This window comes from Streptomyces thermocarboxydus (assembly GCF_024760485.1).
GTDB classification, from domain to species: Bacteria; Actinomycetota; Actinomycetes; order Streptomycetales; family Streptomycetaceae; genus Streptomyces; species Streptomyces cellulosae.
Genome location: NZ_CP058273.1, coordinates 4,305,202 through 4,320,792 on the forward strand (window position 1 = coordinate 4,305,202; position 15,591 = coordinate 4,320,792).

Here is a 15,591-nt window from a genome sequence, read left to right on the forward strand (position 1 = left end):
GGCTGTGACACCACAGCCCACCGCCGGACCGGACGGGGCCGTCGAGACGGTCTTCCGCATGGAGTTCCCGCGGGTGGTCGCCGCGGTGGCCCGGGTCGTCCGTGACGTCGGCATCGCGGAGGAACTCGCGCAGGACGCCCTGGTCGCGGCCCTGGAGCAGTGGCCGCGGGACGGGGTGCCGGACAACCCGGGCGCCTGGCTCACCGCCACCGCCCGGCACCGCGCCGTCGACCTGGTGCGCCGCCGGGAGACGTACGCCCGCAAGCTCGCCGAGATCGGCCGGGACGCCGACCTGGTGACGACCCCGCCCGAGCCGCCCGCCGACCCGGACGACATCGACGACGACCTGCTGCGGCTCGTCTTCACCGCCTGCCATCCCGCCCTGTCCGCCGAGGCGCGCACCGCCCTCACGCTCCGGCTGCTCGGCGGGCTGACCACGGCCGAGATCGCCCGCGCGTTCCTCGTGCCCGAGGCGACCGTGGCGCAGCGGATCGTCCGCGCCAAGCGCACGCTGGCCAGGAAGAACGTCGCCTTCGAGGTGCCGTACGGACCCGACCGCGAGGCCCGCCTCGGCTCGGTCCTCGACGTCATCTACCTGATTTTCAACGAAGGCTACGCGGCCACCGCCGGCGGCGACTGGCTGCGGCCCACGCTGTGCGAGGACGCGCTGCGGCTGGCCCGGGTGCTGTCCGGGCTGATGCCGAAGGAGCCCGAGGTGCACGGGCTGACGGCCCTGCTGGAGTTCCAGGCGTCCCGGACCGCCGCCCGCACCGGCCCCGACGGCGAGCCGGTGCTGCTCGCCGACCAGAACCGCGCCCGCTGGAACCGCCTGCTCATCGCCCGCGGCGCCACCGCCCTCGCCCGCGCCGACGCGGTCGCCTCCGGCCCCCCGGGCCCGTACGTCCTCCAGGCGGCCATCGCCGCCTGCCACGCACACGCGTACCGCTACGAGGAGACGGACTGGCGCCGCATCGCCGCCCTCTACGCCCTGCTCGCCGCCCGCACCCCGTCCCCGGTGGTCGAGCTCAACCGCGCGGTCGCCGTCTCCATGGCGGAGGGCCCGGAGGCGGCGCTGCCACTGGTGGACGCGTTGTCGGCGGAACCGGCGCTGCGTGAGTACCACTTGCTGCCGAGTGTGCGGGGCGACCTGCTGGCCCGGCTGGGGCGTCGGGAAGAGGCGCGGGAGGAGTTCCTGAGGGCGGCGGAGCTGACGGGGAACGCGCGGGAGCGGCAGATGTTGCGGGGGCGGGCGGAGGGCGTGGGGGGTTGAGGGGGCGCGGCCCGGCTTTTTCGGGGAGGGGCTGATCAGCGCACCGGATGCCCCAGCAGCATCGTCGGTGCGCCGGCCACCCGCGTCAGGAAGACCGTGACCGATGACGTGCCGTGCGGCTTCGGGAGGGCCTTGCGGCGGAGTTCCTCCGGTTCGACCGCCGAGCCGCGCTTCTTGACCGTCAGGACGCCCACCTCGCGCTCCCTGAGCAGCGCCTTCAGCTTCTTGACGTTGAAGGGGAGCTGGTCGGTGATCTCGTACGCCGTGGCGTACGGGGTCGGGGTCAGGGTGTCCGCGGTGATGTAGGCGATGGTCGGGTCGATCAGGCCGCCGTCGAGGGGTTCGGCGGCCTCGGCCACCAGGTGGGAGCGGATGACGGCGCCGTCGGGTTCGTACAGGTAGCGGCCGACGGGGCGGACCTCGGGGTCGGGCAGGCCGCGGGAGACCAGGGTGCGCGGGCCCGGGAGCAGGGTCGCGCGGACCGTGCCGGGCGCGGTGCCGAACCACAGGACCGCCTCCTTCACGTCCCCGCCGTCGGAGATCCACTCCGCCTCGGCCTCGGCCGGGACCGCCTCGTGCGGGACGCCCGGCGCGATCTTCAGCGCGGCGGCCTTGGGCGCCTTCAGCGCGGCCCCCACCGCCCAGGACAGGGGCGGCGAGTACGCCTCCGGGTCGAAGATCCGGCCGCGTTTCGACGAGCGCCGGGCCGGGTCCACGAACACCGCGTCGTAGCCGGACGTGTCGACCTCCGTCACGTCCGCCTCGCGCACCTCGATCAGGCCGGCGAGGCCGAGCGCCTCCGCGTTGGCACGGGCGGCCGCGGCCGTCTGCGGGTCCCGGTCGACGGCCAGGACCCGGATCCCGGCCCGCGCCAGCGCGATCGCGTCGCCGCCGATCCCGCAGCACAGGTCGGCGACCGACCGCACGCCCGCCGCCCGCAGCCGCTCCGCCCGGTACGCGGCGACGCTGCGCCGGGTCGACTGCTCCACCCCGTTCGGGGTGAAGAACATCCGCGCCGCGTCCTCCGCCCCGAACTTCGCCATCGCCCGCTGCCGCAGCCGTGCCTGGCCGAGCGCCGCCGAGACCAGCTCGGCGGGGTGGTCGCGGCGCAGCCGGGTCGCGACGGCGAGTTCCTGCGCGGGGTCGGTGTCGCGCACCTCGTCGAGGAGGGCGCGGCCTTCGGGGGTGAGGAGCGGGGCGAGGTCGTTCACCGGGTCATTGTGGGCCAGTCGGAGGACCGTGCGCCTCCGGCCGCGGTGTCGGGCCGGGCGCGGGCCGGGCGGCTGCGAGGATCCGACTCCATGCGACTAGTAGGACAAAACGATAAGAAGCGGAGGCGGCGGCTGGGGGTGCGGACCGGTCTCGCCGCCCTCGCGCTCGCCGCCCTGGCCTCGGGCTGCGGCAGGGACGGCGACGCGGTCGAACCGGCGGGCGGCCAGCCCCTCCAGGCGCCCCCGGCGCGCGCCCTCGACTCCTACGCCGACAAGCTGCGCGCCGCGCAGGCCGCACGCGCCGCCGCGGCGAAACGCTGGGGCCTGAAGAAGGTCCCGCTGACCGCCCCGCCGCCTCCGGCAAAGAAGCCGCACATCACCACCCGCGACGGCTTCGAGGTCGACGGCCACGAACGCCTCGGCCTCCCCCCGGTCTTCACCACCGTCCCGGTGAAGGAGAAGGTCGTCTTCCTCACCATCGACGACGGCGCCGAGAAGGACCCCGAGTTCCTGCGGATGATGACCGAACTGAAGGTGCCGTACAGCGCGTTCCTCAGCGACTACCTCGCCGAGGAGAACTACGGCTACTTCAAGGACATGCAGAAACGCGGCGTGGCCCTGCACAACCACACCCTCCACCACCCGTACCTGCCGGGCCTGTCCCGCGCCGAGCAGGAGCGCGAGATCTGCGGCATGCAGGACGTCGTCGAGAAGCGCTACGGCACCCGCCCGGTCCTCTTCCGCCCGCCCTACGGGAACTACAACAAGGCGACCCTGCGCACCGCGAAGAGCTGCGGCATCACCCACGTCCCGCTGTGGAACGAGGAGGTCTTCGTCGACCACTGGGAGTACCGCGAGTGGGACCGGAAGATCCATCCCGGCGACATCGTGCTGTCCCACTTCCGGGGCCGCGAGGACTGGGACGGCACCATGCGGGACATGATCCGCCGCTTCCTCGACAAGGTGACGGCCGAGGGATACGCCGTGGCCAGGCTGGAGGACTACCTGTGAGGCGCCGGCGCGGCACTCCGGGCCCCCTCCCGGCGGCCCTCGCCCTGCTGCTCGCCACCACCGCGGGATGCGCGGCCCCGTCGGGCGCGGGACATCTCTCCTCCCGCGCCGGCGGACCGGCCACCGCCGTCGCCCCGGCGCCGCTCCCTCCGGTCGTCGACCACGTCACCACCGACGACCCGGTCGTCTTCCTCACCTACGACGACGGCGCCGAACGCGACCCCCGCTTCATCGACCTGGTGCGCGAGCGCGGGCTGCCGGTCAGCATGTTCCTCACCGACAGCGTGATCGGCCCCGGGTACGGCCATTTCGCCCGCCTGCGCGCGGTCGGCGCGAACCTCCAGAACCACACCCTCGACCACCCGGCCCTGCCCGGCCTGCCCCTCGCCGCCCAGCGCGCCCAGATCTGCGGCCAGCAGCGCAAACTCGCCGCCCGCTTCGGCGTCCGCGCCCGCCTCTTCCGACCGCCCTACGGCCGCCACGACACCGCGACCCTCCGCGCCGCCGCCGAGTGCGGCATCGCCGCGGTGGTCCTGTGGCGCGTGACCCTGGAACCCGACGGCCACCTCACGTACACGCATGGCCCCCGCCACCTGCGCCCCGGCGACATCGTCTCCGTACCGTCGGGCGAGGCCCCGCCTTTGTCCCTGGCGGAACGCACGACGAGGCTCCTGACGGAACTGGAGGAGCGGGACTTGAGGGTGGGCAGGCTGGAGGAGTACCTCCCTGGCCGTACGCGCCCGGCCGCTCCCGGCCCGTCCGCGGCCGCTCCCAGCCCGTCCGGCGCTTGAAGACGAGGCCGTCAGGCCGACGGCGGGGGTCCGGGGCGCAGCGCCCCGGGCGTTCCGAGCAACACCGCCCACCGCGCAACCGCGCCCCGAAAAACACCCCCACCCCCCGACGCGCCGCACGGCAATTGGCACTCCGCTTGACCGAGTGCTAATCGCGGTCATAGTCTCGGGTCTGGCACTCCCCCCTGGAGAGTGCCAAAAAAGCGACGGGCAGGTCCGGCACCCGCGACGACGGATCGACCTGGTCGCCACCTCAGACAGTTAACCCCGTGAGATCTCCGAAGGGGGAGGTCGGATCGTGACGACCGCCAGCTCCAAGGTTGCCATCAAGCCGCTCGAGGACCGCATCGTGGTCCAGCCGCTCGACGCCGAGCAGACCACGGCTTCGGGCCTGGTCATTCCGGACACCGCGAAGGAGAAGCCCCAGGAGGGCGTCGTCCTGGCCATCGGTCCGGGCCGCTTCGAGGACGGCAAGCGCGTCGAGCTCGACGTGAAGGTCGGCGACGTCGTTCTGTACAGCAAGTACGGCGGCACCGAGGTCAAGTACAACGGCGAGGAGTACCTCGTCCTCTCGGCCCGCGACGTCCTCGCGATCGTCGAGAAGTAAATCGTCGAGAAGTAGTCGAGACGTAAGGGGACCCCGGGGCCTGCCCCCGGAGAACTCGACCTCGTAGCAAGTACTTCTGCTCGAACACTGCGCCCCTGGCCCCAGCATCCGACAAGGAGCCGGGCGGCCCAGGGGCGCAGTGATTTCATCTAGATTTCCGAGAGGGCTCCCGCTGCCATGGCGAAGATCCTGAAGTTCGACGAGGACGCCCGTCGCGCCCTCGAGCGCGGCGTCAACAAGCTTGCCGACACGGTCAAGGTGACGATCGGCCCCAAGGGCCGCAACGTCGTCATCGACAAGAAGTTCGGCGCCCCCACCATCACCAACGACGGTGTCACGATCGCCCGCGAGGTGGAGATCGAGGACCCGTACGAGAACCTCGGCGCGCAGCTGGTGAAGGAGGTGGCGACCAAGACCAACGACATCGCGGGTGACGGCACCACCACCGCCACCGTGCTGGCCCAGGCCCTGGTCCGCGAGGGCCTGAAGAACGTCGCCGCCGGCGCCTCCCCGGCCGCCCTGAAGAAGGGCATCGACGCCGCGGTCGCCGCCGTGTCCGAGGACCTCCTCGCCACCGCGCGCCCGATCGACGAGAAGTCCGACATCGCCGCCGTCGCCGCGCTGTCCGCCCAGGACCAGCAGGTCGGCGAACTCATCGCCGAGGCGATGGACAAGGTCGGCAAGGACGGTGTCATCACCGTCGAGGAGTCCAACACCTTCGGTCTGGAGCTGGACTTCACCGAGGGCATGGCCTTCGACAAGGGCTACCTGTCGCCGTACTTCGTGACGGACCAGGAGCGCATGGAGGCCGTCCTCGACGAGCCGCAGATCCTCATCACGCAGGGCAAGATCTCCGCCATCGCGGACCTGCTGCCGCTGCTGGAGAAGATCATCCAGGCCAACGCCTCCAAGCCGCTGCTGATCATCGCCGAGGACGTCGAGGGCGAGGCCCTGTCGACCCTGGTGGTCAACAAGATCCGCGGCACCTTCAACGCCGTCGCCGTCAAGGCGCCCGGCTTCGGTGACCGCCGCAAGGCGATGCTGCAGGACATGGCCGTCCTCACCGGCGCCACGGTCGTCTCCGAGGAGGTCGGCCTCAAGCTCGACCAGGTCGGCCTGGACGTGCTCGGCTCCGCCCGACGCGTCACCGTCACCAAGGACGACACCACGATCGTCGACGGCGCCGGCAAGAAGGAGGACGTGGAGGGCCGCGTCGCCCAGATCAAGGCCGAGATCGAGGCCACGGACTCCGACTGGGACCGCGAGAAGCTCCAGGAGCGCCTCGCGAAGCTGGCCGGCGGCGTGTGCGTGATCAAGGTCGGCGCCGCCACCGAGGTGGAGCTGAAGGAGAAGAAGCACCGTCTGGAGGACGCCATCTCCGCGACCCGCGCCGCGGTCGAGGAGGGCATCGTCTCCGGTGGTGGCTCCGCGCTGGTCCACGCCGTCAAGGTCCTCGAGGGCAACCTCGGCAAGACCGGCGACGAGGCCACCGGTGTCTCCGTGGTCCGCAAGGCCGCCGTCGAGCCGCTGCGCTGGATCGCCGAGAACGCCGGCCTCGAGGGCTACGTCATCACCTCGAAGGTCGCCGAGCTCGAGAAGGGCCAGGGCTTCAACGCCGCCACCGGCGAGTACGGCGACCTGATCAAGGCCGGCGTCATCGACCCGGTCAAGGTCACCCGCTCCGCCCTGGAGAACGCCGCCTCCATCGCCTCCCTGCTGCTGACGACCGAGACCCTGGTCGTCGAGAAGAAGGAAGAGGAAGAGCCGGCCGCCGCCGGCCACGGCCACGGGCACGCCCACTGACGGCCTGAGGCCGCCAGAGCCTGGAACGCAGGCCCGGCGCCCCGTCCACGAGGACGGCGGCGCCGGGCCTTCGCCGTACCTCACCAGGACCATGGAACCGCACCCCGCCGGTCCGCACTCTCAGCAGACGACGGCCGCGGCGGGAGGGGGACGGCGATGGACCAGGTGCTGTACGGGGAACGCTCCCGCAACCCCCTCGCGCGCACCGTGCACCTCGGCGAGAGCGGACTGCGCAGGGGCGGCCGGACGACCCCGCTGGAGGAGCTGAACCTCGCCGCCGTCGCCGACGCGTTCCTGCGGGGCGCCTGGCTGGGCGGCGGAGGCGCCGAACGCCCCCTGGCGTCCCTCCCCGAAGGCGCCGCACCGGTCCCCGTGACCCGGGCGACCGGCAGCTGCGTCCCCCTGAAGGTGCGTCAGGCGTCCGCCTTCGCCCGCGCGCTGGGCGAGCTCGCGGTACGCCGCTGCGGCGGCCCTGAGCAGGTCGCCGCCCTCGCCGCGCGAGCGCAGCAGGAGGGCGTCCCGCTGTGGATCGCCCGCCGCTACGCGCACGGCCCCGCCGGTCCGGTCGCGGTGGCCGTGGACCGCCGCCAGGTCCGCGTCGACGTCTGGGGCCCGCACGCTCCCGCCGTGCGCCTGCGGGCGCCGTACGGCTTCCTCGGCCACGGCGACGGTGGCACCGGTCTGGTGCTGACCGTGGGGGACGCCGTGGCCCGTCTGGTCCTGCGCAAGAGGTTCCGCAAGTCGAGGAGCACGGTGGAGATCGGGCTCCCCGACCGGCAGTGGACCCTGCGTCGCGCGGACCCGGAGGCCTCCCGGCTGTTCCGCGGCGACACGCCGGTCGCCCTGCTGATCCGCCCGCCGCGAAGATCCGCACCGGCCCCCGGCACCCTGCTGCTGCCGCTGGCCGAGGTCCGCCACGAGAGCCCCGACCCGCTGGACGCGGTCATGGCCCACGCGGTCGCGGTCTCCTTCGGCCTCGGCGACGCGACAGGCCTGGCCCGCTTCCGCCCGGCCCGCCACCACCGCGACACCGGCGACGGCTGGGACCAGCCCTGGTTCAGCAACCTCGGCCGGGGCCGCGACGACAACGAACCCGGCGGCAACGACGGCTGGGGCAACGACGGAGGCGACGCCGGAGACGGAGGCGGGGGCGGCGGCTGGGACGGCGGGGACGGCGGCGGGGGAGACGGCGGCGGGGGCGGTGACTAGCCGGGACACCGCCCCCGCCGGATCCGTGCGGCTGGGGCATCATGTCCGGACCGGCGGTCGAGGAGTGGAGGGCGAGAGGTGTCGTTCCTGAGGTTCGCCAGTGACGAGGTCCTGTGGATGGCCGGCACGCTGGAGAGCAGCGGCGGCCAGATGAAGTCGGCGTCCAAGGAGCTGAAGCACGCCGACGCCCGCCAGATCGGCCACAGCGGTCTGGAGTCGGCCTGCGACGACTTCGCCGAATCCTGGGACTACGGCTTCGGGGAACTGGCGAAGCTGACCAAGGGCGTGTCGAAGTTCGCGCGGAAGGCGTCCGACGAGTTCCTCGGACTCGACGGGAAGCTGTCGGAGGAGCTGCGCAAGAAGCGTGCCGAGGGCGGCACGTGAGTCCTCGTCAGCCCGTGGCCTGACCTGGCTCGTCCGGCCCGTCGAAGCTGAAGGTGCGCCCGATGCGGGCCAGCCGCGCACTGTAGGAGTCGAGCAGGAACACCGACGGCGTCGAGATCGTCACGTACACGCAGTAGTCGCGCGGGGCGGGAACGACCAGCTGCAGCGTCGCCATGGGGAGCTGCGGGCGTACGTCCTCCCCGGCGGCGAGGTCGCCGAGGCCGGCCTCGGCGATCAGGCGGGACGGCAGGGTGACCATCCGCAGCGACGTCGACATCACCCCCGGGCCGCAGGGCAGCTTGGCCGCCAGCACCATGTCCTGGCGGCCCTGCACCCCCTTGCCCAGGGGGAAGTCCAGCTCACGCAGGTCGCTCTCCCCGGAGAAGAACCGCCGCTCCTTGGCCCGGTAGACGCCCTCGGCGGTCAGCAGCCGGTCGCGGTGTCCGCTCGGCCGGACGGTCACCGCCAGCAGCCCCATCGACAGGCGCTCCTCGCCCCCGACGTCCTCGGTGCCCAGGCACAGCGCGGTCATGTCGACCGTCTCCTCCCCGCCCCGGGACAGCCCCGGCAGGGCGGCGCGCAGCTGCTGCGCGACCGCGGCCAGGTGCGTCTCGTCGGCGTCGGGGACCAGCCGGACCAGCGACTCGTACCAGCCGTCGACGGCGCCGGGGTCGGGAAGCCGCACGAACTCGTCGGGAACCGTGCAGCGGAACGCGTAGGGCACCTGCCGGCCGTCCGCCGCCTCGACGGGGCTCCGCGTCATGCGGCGGTCCCGAGGTCCGACTGGCCCAGATGCCTGCTGAAGCTGTCGCCGGCCGAGGTGAGCGTGCCGGCCGGGTCGAACCGGGTGCCCAGGGGGCCCGGCGCCAGGGTGGCGGGCTCGTCGTCCGGCGGCTCGTAGGCGGCGAAGCCGGCGATCGGGCCGACGACGGGGATGTCCGAGACGTTCCAGTCGCCGTCCGTCCAGCGGCTGTCGTTGGCGTTGGAGCCGGCGGCGAGGCCGACCCCGGTGACGGTGCCGGTGAAGTCCAGTGCCGTCCCGGTGGCGACATGCACCCAGCCGCGGCCCGCCATGGCGAGACCGCGCATCGAGTTGGCCATGCCGCTGGGGATCTTCGCGATGTTGCCCCAGCCGCCGGACCCGATCTTGCCGAGTGTCGCCATGAAGCCCTCTGCCGCCCGCAGCGACCTGCCGGACTGCACCAGCAGCCGTCCTCCCTGAGCGAGCTTGGCCCCGGCCAGGCCCACCCCGCCCGCGACCACGCCGAGCGCGTCCCAGGCGAGGGTCTCCCAGGTGACGCCCTCGGCCCCGCCGGCCATGGCGGCGCCGTGCGCGGCCAGCGCGCCCAGGCCGACGAGGAAACCGATGAGGCCGAGCGCGCCCACACCGGTGCCGAGCAGCATCGCGACCAGGCACACCACACCGATGACCATGGCGATGTCGGCGAGGAGGTCGCCGACGAGCTTCCAGAAGTCGGGGTCGGTGATCGTGTCCCACGCGTCGGAGAGGAACTCGGTGAGACCGTCGACGAGGTCGTCGAACCAGCCGGGCTCGGGCGGGGCGTCGTCCGCCGCGTCCTTCAGGGCGCGGGCCGTGGTGTCCGCCGCGGTGACGTACTCGGAGTGCAGCGTGCGGGCGCGGCTCCGCACGGCCTCCAGCTCACCGTCGGCCGTCTCGTACGCGCGTCGCTTGTCCTTCGCGGACTTGTCGTGCTTCTCCTTCTCCTCGTCCGACATCCCGGAGGTGTCGTCCGGCAGGCCGTCCAGGGCGCCCTTGGCGGCGCTCACCTTCTTCGCCGCGGCGACGGCCTCCTCCTCCAGGGCGCGGGCCCGCGTCTGGAACCGGTCGAGGCTGGTCTCCCAGGCGGCCAGCGCCCGGTGGGCGGAGCCGAGGGAGTCGAGCGCGCGCTTCAGGTAGGGCGGGATCTTGTCGACGGACTTGACGAAGGTGTCGGCGGCCTTGCCGTCCCAGATCCCGTCGGACGTGCCGATCCGGCCCAGCTGGGTCTGCGCGGTACCGCTCTCCCGGTTGACCCGGCCGATCGCCTTGACCATCAGCCGGACCGTTTCCAGGTCCCCCGGTGCCGGGTCGAAACCGAGAGTGGGGTACTTGGAAGAACCCACTGGGACGTCCCCCTTGAGCTGTGCCGTCGTGCGCCGGACCGGTCCCGAGCTGGGGAACCGGTCCGATCAGGTGATAGGAAGCTATCCGTGCGGCGCACGGACGCGCCACCGCCGACGTCACATCGTCACGCGTTCACGACATAGCGGCGCGGCACGACGGCCCGGGACCGACCAGGAGGCGAGATGCTGCTGCAGGCGCAGCTCAAGGCGCTGCTGCGGGAGGGCGCGCGCGGCGCCGAGCGGTACGACGTCCGTCACACCCAGCGGTCGTGGCGGCAGTTCGCGGCGTTCGCGTACGTCGTCGAGCAGTACGGCTACCGGTACGCCGGGCTGTCGCCGCTCTCGCCCAAGGGCAGCCCGAACCCGTACTTCGCGTTCCGGAGGATGCCGGACGCGGCGGAGCGGGCGGCGCGCACCGCCGCGCTCCACCCGGACGCCTTGAACGGCGGTCCGCTGCCGGGCATGCGTCCCGGCGGGCGCCGCCTGGAACCGCTGCCGGAGGCGCGACGCGAGGTGGACCTCCTCCACGCCCGCATCATGGTCGACCACAGCCGCACGCACCGGCGGCGCGGGCTGATCCTGCTGCTGGTCCTGCCGCTGGTCATGCTGATCCCGCTGTCCCAGACCGGCTTCTCCGGGGGCGCGCTGCTGGTGTGCGCGGGCGTCTGGCTGTTCTTCGCCGTCCTGTGGGGGCTGGGCCTGCTGATCGCCCGGCGCCGGCGCCGCAGGTACGGCCGCGTCCTCGAGGAGGCGGGCATCGTCTGGCCGCCGGCGTGAACCGGGCCGGCCCTCAGCCCGCCCAGACCTCCGCGTCGTCGGCCGGGACGGTGGTGGCGAGGCCCAGCTCCTCGCGGGCGGGGACCGTCTTGTTCGGGTCGATGAGGGTGAACGCCCGGTCGTAGGCGAGGTAGAAGGCGTCGGCGTCGGGGGCGTTCGCGGCCTTCTCCCACTGCTCGGCCGCCTTGGTGAGCGTCGTCCGGAGCTTGCCGGCCTCGGTGCCGTCGATGCCGGCGAGTCCCTCGACGTGCGTGTCGAGTGCGGCCGCGACGGCCTTGGCCTGCGCCTTGTAGTCCTTCAGGGCGGCCTCGACGTCGTCCGACACGGGCTGGTGGGCCCACATCGCCTCGTAGACGGCGTTCGACCCCTTCAGAAAGGTGAGCTGGTCGGGCTCGAAGGACTTCGCGGTGTTCAGCGAGCCCTTGAAGGTGCCCTTCTCCACGGTGTACGTGCAGCTCACGGCGCGGTCGCCGGTCGCCCAGCTCTCCCGGGTGGGCGTGTAGTGCGACAGGCCGACGCCCTGGGGAGCGCCCAGGTGTCCGGTGCGTACGTCTGCGCCTCGACGGCGCAGCGCCCGTCGGCGATCTCGACGACCTTCTCGTCCCCGGGGTACTCGGAACCGCCGTCGAGCGCGAACTCGCCCACGACCTCCCCCTGGTGCGCCTCGTCGCACGGCACGACCTCGGCGAGATACGCCTCGCCCTCGACCTTGCCGCCGTTCGGGTTGTAGCAGTCCCCCACGTCGAGCGAGAACACCGACCGCTGCCGGGCGGCCTTCTTCGCCCCGTCCTTGGCGTCGTCGACGACCTCGGACGCCTCGGAACAGCCGACGGCCGCGAGCGCGAGCAGCGCGGTGACGGCGGCCAGGCCGCGCAGCGAACGGTACGGGGCACGGGTCATCATTGCTTCCCCCCTCTTTTCTGTGAGCTGTGACCTGTGAGCAGGGGAGAAGGTTGCAAGGCGCGTACGGGTGCGTGCCGTTGGCGGACCTAGGATGCGTGCATGCCGGACCCGGCACGGAGGACGTCAGCCCGGTCAGGAAGTACGACGTGCTTCAGCGCGCGGGGCCCTGATGGGGACGTATCAGCCGTCCACCCTGGTGAGCCGCACCTTGGCGTCGCGGCCGTGGGTCACCGTCGCGGACCGTGCCTGCGCTGCTCTCGCCGACCCTGAGTCGGTACCGGGCGTTGTGCCCTCGGAGGGCCGTCACATCGACCGCCGACGGATCCCCCCTGTCCGTCGCCTGAGCAGGGCGGCCATCTCTTCGAGCGAGACCGATCCGTCGGTTCCCACGGACTCTGCCTCATCGGCCAGCCGGTTGAGCCATGCCTCTTCGGCGTCTTCGGCGAGCCGGCGCACCCCGTTGTCGTCCGTCAGCTCCGGTGCCCCCGCTGCAGCCGTACGGGATCGTTCCCGGCTCCGTCGGACCGTGCACCGGCCGGCGATGAGTAGAGACAGCGTCGGCAGAGGGTTTCGTCGCCGGTCGGCCGGAAGAGTGTCGCCTGTACGTGGTCGCCCTCGCATTCGCGGAGAGCGGCGAGGCGACCGGACGGGCGTCCGGGAACGGGCCGCTCGGAGGCCGGGGCACGGCCGGCCGGGGTGGGCACGGGCGGGACGTCCCGGAGCAGGTAGCGCAGAAGGCCGCCGGGGCGGTGGACGGGGGTGCCGTCGTCGGGGAGGCCGCGCAGGATGTGGGTGCGGACGGCGGTGGGGGTGTGACCGGCCGCGAACCAGGCGGAGACGAGCTGGGCCAGTTCGTCGTGCATGCCCCGGGGGATGCGGCGCAGGTCGGGGGAGAGGCGGGGGAGGGCGGCGACGAGGGCGCTGGCGGATTCGGGGACCTCGGTTGTCTCGGGGGCCGGTTCCCGCTCCGGCTCGGCGGGACGGTGAGAGGTGTCTTCCCCGAGGTCTTTCCTTGGATGACCGTCGGTGGACGGAGGGGTCGGAGTACCGACGGCCGGAATGCGGGGACTCGGAGCGACCTGCGGTGACGCATCGGCAGAGGGTGCGTGGACGGGCATCCGCCCGAGGAGCTTGGCGGCCTCGGCGGCAGCCAACGGCACCTTGGAGACGAGTTGTTGGGTGACCCAGTGACCACCGGGCCCCTGGAGCCGCCGCTCGTGCACGAACCCCTCTTCCTTGAGCTGCCGTTTGGCCCTCGTGAAGGCGCACGCCCCGATACGGGCGCGCTCGGCGGTGCGGGACAACGACTCACGCGCCCCCTCCGGGAGGGAGAGCTGCCAGGTCAGCAGCCGCACGGCGTCGGAGGAAAGCCGGGGGTGCCGGATGAGGTCGTGGGAGAACTGCGTGAAGGCGCGCGGGGGCGCGATATGGTGCCGGTAAATCACTGTGGGAGCCCTACTTCCACTGGTGGTCCAGGCCCTCGCGGACGGCTGCAACCGTCGCGGGGGCCGTCTTCGTTCCGTGCCCGGCGTGGCACGCGGAAGACGTGATGTCGAGGCGACGCTACCGCACGCAGCGTGCGCACGTGGACGCGTTGAGTGAAGGTCTGTGCGAGAAGTGGATCGCGTTGTCAGCGGGGTCCGTTAGCTTCGGGCCATGTCGATCACCGCACAACTGCGCGATTCGGTGAGGCTGCCGGGCGGACGCGAGCTGGTCAGCGGCTTCGCGCTCGAAGACCGGAGGGACGACCCGTATCGCGCTCTCCTCCGGAACGGGCACGAACTGGAGGTCTACGACCTCCGCGAGCTGTTCTCGGGGGAGCGCGCGCCGAAGGCCGTCTTTCCCCTTCCCTGGCCCAGGTGGGACCAGGGCGTTCACTCGGTGAGCCCCGACGGCACGTTCGCGGTGTTCTCGGGACAGCGCTCGGTACGGGCCATGGGGGCGGACGGGAAGACGCTGTGGGAGTACCGGCACAGCTGCTGGGGCCCCGAGCTCGATCACCCGCACACAGGTGACGAGCAGGAGGTGTGCCGCGGTTCGGAGCACGGCTCCTGCCGGATCTCGGACGACGGCCGGCTCGTGTGGGCGCACGTCGTGGGGCAACCGGAGCCGGGTGACTGGCAGGAGCGCTGGGTGGTCCTGGACGCCCGCGACGGACGGGAATTGGCGAGGCTGCCACTGGACAGCGCGGCGGCCGGTTCGAACCACCTCTCCCATCCGGACGGTGTCCACATGGGGCTGTGCATCGGCATGGGGCAGGACGGCATCCTGCTGTACTGGGCACGCTGGGACAGGGAGATGCTGACGAGCTGGGACCTGAACGAGGACCGGAACCGCATTCTGACGGACGTTCACCCGGGGTACCCCGGCTTCCTGACGGTCGAGCAATACGGAGCGGACCTGCGCCTGCACGCCCCGGACGGCGCGGTGATCGCCGAGCGGAAGGAGCCCGAGCCGGCCGTGGGCGAGGACGAGGCTTACTGGGACTACGGCTGCGGCTTCGTCGACTCCGACACGGTCATCGCCTCGACGGCCGACTCCGACAGGGACCCGGAGCGGGCCCGCCACTGGTTGCTTGATGCCCGCACCCTGCGCATACGCGGGGTGGTCACGTACCCGACGGGCCCTGTCGACGGAGACGTTCGCCCACTGGGCGACGGCACGTGGCTCACCTACGACGACGAGAGCGAGACACTCAACCGCTGGGCGCGGGCGGACGCGTCGTCCTTCCACAGCCGTTTCCGGTGAGGGAAGGGCCGGTTCGGGACGGTCACAGCTCCGGCGGCTCCAGCACCCCCAGCTGCCCCAGCAGCCCCAGCCGGTCGTACTCCCACCACCCCTCCGCGATCTTCCCGGAAGGGCTGAAGCGGAGGACTGTCATTCCGGTCATCGTGGCCCGCTTGCCCGTGGCCGGGATGTCGAGGAAGTCGCCCTTGTGGATGCCCTCCCAGGTCCAGCGGGTGCAGACCCGGTCGCCCTGGGCCATGCGGTCCTCCACGCGGAACCTGAAGTCGAAACTGGCGCGCCATCCGTCCAGCTCGCGGGTCAGCGCCTTCAGGCCGACGACATCCTGCTCGTTCTTCGGGTCGTGGTCGTGGTAGTCCTCCTCGACCAGGTCCGCCAGCGGGGACAGGTCGTAGGAGGCGGTCACGACCTCGAAGAAGCGGCCGGCCGTGTCCGCGTTCAGCCGCGCGTCGCGCACCACGTCCAGATCGGTGAAGGTCGGCGTCCCCTCGCACAGGGCGGTCATCTCCCGGAAGATCCGGTCGGTCTCCGGCAGTTTCGAGTTCCGCATCGCCTCCTCGTACGAGGGGAACTCCACGATCTCCACCAGGTGCGACGTGTCGCCGCGGTCCCTGCCGACCACCGCGTGCGTCGCCGTACGCCTCCCCCTGGTCTGCTCCACCCACTGGTCCATGAGCCGGTCCAGCTCCTCGAACCGGTCCGTCCTGCAGTCGATGAGCTGTACGAAGGTCATCACGTCACCTCCGGCACCCGGGC

Annotated in this window: 14 protein-coding genes and 1 pseudogene; 9 read left to right on the forward strand and 6 right to left on the reverse strand. The window is 72.3% G+C overall.

All coding sequences use genetic code 11. The features are described from left to right. Window positions 1–4: 4 nt before the first annotated feature. Entirely contained in the window at window positions 5–1,270 is a 1,266-nt protein-coding gene (locus tag AY578_RS19980; RefSeq protein ID WP_206310375.1) for an RNA polymerase sigma factor, read from the forward strand. A 35-nt stretch (window positions 1,271–1,305) separates the two neighbouring features. Here the strand turns inward: AY578_RS19980 and AY578_RS19985 are convergent, their stop codons facing one another. Continuing rightward, entirely contained in the window at window positions 1,306–2,481 is a 1,176-nt protein-coding gene (locus tag AY578_RS19985) for a THUMP-like domain-containing protein (protein WP_019527937.1), read from the reverse strand. A gap of 138 nt (window positions 2,482–2,619) precedes the next feature. On the opposite strand from AY578_RS19985, the gene AY578_RS19990 reads away from it, so the two are divergent. The 6 genes from AY578_RS19990 to AY578_RS20015 all read left to right on the forward strand — a co-directional run bounded on the left by AY578_RS19990 (window position 2,620) and on the right by AY578_RS20015 (window position 8,286). Then, window positions 2,620–3,492: a polysaccharide deacetylase family protein gene (locus AY578_RS19990; RefSeq protein WP_019527936.1), complete on the forward strand. Its 873-nt coding sequence runs from the start codon at window positions 2,620–2,622 to the stop codon at window positions 3,490–3,492. After that, window positions 3,489–4,283, forward strand: a complete 795-nt coding sequence (locus tag AY578_RS19995) for a polysaccharide deacetylase family protein (protein ID WP_037953650.1) — start codon at window positions 3,489–3,491, stop codon at window positions 4,281–4,283. Before AY578_RS19990 ends, AY578_RS19995 begins: the two co-directional genes overlap by 4 nt. A 298-nt stretch (window positions 4,284–4,581) precedes the next feature. Further along, window positions 4,582–4,890 (forward strand): co-chaperone GroES, encoded by a 309-nt coding sequence (groES, locus tag AY578_RS20000; RefSeq protein WP_006130737.1) that lies wholly within the window; start codon window positions 4,582–4,584, stop codon window positions 4,888–4,890. Between the two features lie 177 nt (window positions 4,891–5,067). Next, a complete protein-coding gene (gene groL, locus AY578_RS20005; RefSeq protein WP_019527934.1) occupies window positions 5,068–6,693 on the forward strand; it encodes a chaperonin GroEL in 1,626 nt (541 codons plus the stop codon). A 156-nt stretch (window positions 6,694–6,849) separates the two neighbouring features. After that, a complete protein-coding gene (locus AY578_RS20010; RefSeq protein WP_168713408.1) occupies window positions 6,850–7,902 on the forward strand; it encodes a hypothetical protein in 1,053 nt (350 codons plus the stop codon). A gap of 78 nt (window positions 7,903–7,980) precedes the next feature. Next, the gene (locus tag AY578_RS20015; RefSeq protein ID WP_019527932.1) at window positions 7,981–8,286 is read left to right on the forward strand and encodes a hypothetical protein; all 306 of its coding nucleotides are present in this window, start codon (window positions 7,981–7,983) and stop codon (window positions 8,284–8,286) included. A 7-nt stretch (window positions 8,287–8,293) separates the two neighbouring features. On the opposite strand, the gene AY578_RS20020 is transcribed toward AY578_RS20015, so the two are convergent. Together AY578_RS20020 and AY578_RS20025 are read right to left on the reverse strand one after the other, a co-directional pair. Further along, on the reverse strand, window positions 8,294–9,049 hold the full coding sequence (locus AY578_RS20020; RefSeq protein WP_258903495.1) for a hypothetical protein: 756 nt from the start codon (window positions 9,047–9,049) through the stop codon (window positions 8,294–8,296). Continuing rightward, window positions 9,046–10,410 (reverse strand): putative T7SS-secreted protein, encoded by a 1,365-nt coding sequence (locus tag AY578_RS20025; protein ID WP_161106996.1) that lies wholly within the window; start codon window positions 10,408–10,410, stop codon window positions 9,046–9,048. Before AY578_RS20025 ends, AY578_RS20020 begins: the two co-directional genes overlap by 4 nt. Before the next feature lie 183 nt (window positions 10,411–10,593). Between AY578_RS20025 and AY578_RS20030 the strand changes: the two genes are divergently transcribed. Further along, window positions 10,594–11,187, forward strand: a complete 594-nt coding sequence (locus tag AY578_RS20030) for a hypothetical protein (RefSeq protein WP_161106995.1) — start codon at window positions 10,594–10,596, stop codon at window positions 11,185–11,187. A 13-nt stretch (window positions 11,188–11,200) separates the two neighbouring features. Here AY578_RS20030 and AY578_RS20035 read toward each other — a convergent pair. Then, a pseudogene (locus AY578_RS20035) lies at window positions 11,201–12,090 on the reverse strand (septum formation family protein). 470 nt (window positions 12,091–12,560) lie between these two features. After that, entirely contained in the window at window positions 12,561–13,535 is a 975-nt protein-coding gene (locus AY578_RS20040; protein WP_258903498.1) for a hypothetical protein, read from the reverse strand. 211 nt (window positions 13,536–13,746) lie between these two features. On the opposite strand from AY578_RS20040, the gene AY578_RS20045 reads away from it, so the two are divergent. Then, window positions 13,747–14,838 (forward strand): hypothetical protein, encoded by a 1,092-nt coding sequence (locus AY578_RS20045; protein ID WP_028960229.1) that lies wholly within the window; start codon window positions 13,747–13,749, stop codon window positions 14,836–14,838. 22 nt (window positions 14,839–14,860) lie between these two features. Here the strand turns inward: AY578_RS20045 and AY578_RS20050 are convergent, their stop codons facing one another. Further along, window positions 14,861–15,568 (reverse strand): ester cyclase, encoded by a 708-nt coding sequence (locus AY578_RS20050; RefSeq protein ID WP_019527925.1) that lies wholly within the window; start codon window positions 15,566–15,568, stop codon window positions 14,861–14,863. Window positions 15,569–15,591: the final 23 nt, after the last annotated feature.